The sequence below is a fragment of the Neisseria sp. P0021.S005 genome, from assembly GCF_051956955.1.
This window is the reverse complement of the sequence record NZ_JBQCWY010000695.1, coordinates 1-1,582: the sequence shown is the minus strand read 5'-3', so window position 1 is coordinate 1,582 and position 1,582 is coordinate 1. Positions and strand designations below refer to the sequence as shown.

At 44.8% G+C, this 1,582-nt stretch carries 2 protein-coding genes; both read left to right on the top strand.

What is annotated here, in order from left to right; all coding sequences use genetic code 11:
- Positions 1-473 (top strand): thiol:disulfide interchange protein DsbA/DsbL (locus ACTHUE_RS18420; RefSeq protein WP_440424131.1); only part of this gene is annotated, 473 nt, incomplete at its 5' end.
- A 44-nt stretch (positions 474-517) separates the two neighbouring features.
- Positions 518-1,342 (top strand): undecaprenyl-diphosphate phosphatase, encoded by an 825-nt coding sequence (locus tag ACTHUE_RS18415; protein ID WP_107792448.1) that lies wholly within the window; start codon positions 518-520, stop codon positions 1,340-1,342.
- Positions 1,343-1,582 lie beyond the last annotated feature (240 nt).

Below are 1,582 nucleotides of genomic sequence, written 5' to 3'. Positions count from 1 at the left end.
ATTGTTACCATCTCGATCCAGTTTTGTTGCAACACAGCAAAACCTTTGCCAAAGATGTTTCCTTACGGACAGAACACGTCGTTTGGATGCCTGAAATGTTAGGCTTGGCCAAAGTAGCCGCTGCCGTTAATCTTTCAGGTTTGAAATATCAAGCCAATCCAGTCATCTTCAAAGCAGTTTACGAACAAAAAATCAACCTGGCTGATACCAATGTATTCCGATCATGGGTGGGTAAACAGACGAGTTTTGACAGTCAAAAACTGCTTCAAGCCTATAACAGTCCTACTGCCGCATCGGCTGCTGCAAAAATGCAGCAATTGACGGAAACTTATCGAATTGAAAACACACCAACTGTCATCGTCGGTGGTAAATACAAAGTCAATTTCAACGGTACCGACTGGAAAGCCGGTATGAAAACCATAGACGAGCTCATCGTCAAAGTCCGCCGCGAACAATCCTCAAAACCACTTTAACTAATCAACAAAAGAAAGACGGCCTCAAGGCCGTCTGAAAACTTATGGACATTCTGATTTTATTCAAAGCACTTATTCTCGGTGTTATCGAAGGTTTAACCGAGTTTCTCCCTATTTCCAGTACCGGTCACTTGATTGTATTCGGTAACTTAATGAACTTTCAAAGCAACGGAAAAGTATTTGAAATTGCTATCCAGCTCGGTGCCGTATTAGCCGTCGTATTCGAATACCGCCAACGATTTACCCATATCATAAAAGGACTCGGTAAAGAACGGACAGCCAATCGCTTTGTACTGAATTTATTTATTGCCTTCATACCTGCCGCAATTGTGGGTCTATTATTCAGCAAACAAATTAAATTACACCTTTTCAACCCAATTACTGTTGCTACCATGCTGGTACTCGGTGGCTTCTTCATTTTATGGGTTGAAAAACGCCAAGTAACAGCCAAACCTAAAGTCAATCATGTAGATGATATGCGCCCAATCGACGCATTTGTTGTAGGATGCGCCCAAATTTGCGCCCTTATCCCTGGTACATCACGTTCAGGCAGTACCATCATGGGCGGTATGTTGTGGGGGCTGGAACGTAAAACAGCTACCGAATTCTCATTCTTCCTTGCCGTGCCGATGATGATTGCGGCAACAGGTTACGACATCTTAAAAAACTACAGACTCTTTACCTTGCAAGATGTCGGACAAATTACCATCGGTTTTATCGCAGCATTTATCGCCGGTTTATTGGCAGTAAAAGCTTTGCTGAAATTTGTCTCCAGTAAAAACTATGTGCCTTTTGCCTACTACCGCATCGTATTTGGTGGTCTGATTCTCCTTACTTGGATGCTGGGCTGGGTCAGCTGGAGCGAATAACCCCTCTCCCCCCAAAGGACGTGTCCACACACGTCCTTTTCTTTTGCCCTTTTTTCTTTTATCCCTTCAGACGACCACCCTATGCGCCAAATGGTTTACACTCCGCATCATTACCCCTAAATATCTCCTCACCGTCCGTACAGCTTCCCTTCACCTTCATCTTCCCGCACACTACCGCCGTCAACGACTCGTTCAAGCGTAATACTCTCGGCTCCGCCTCCCTGTCCAGAGCCACCGCCT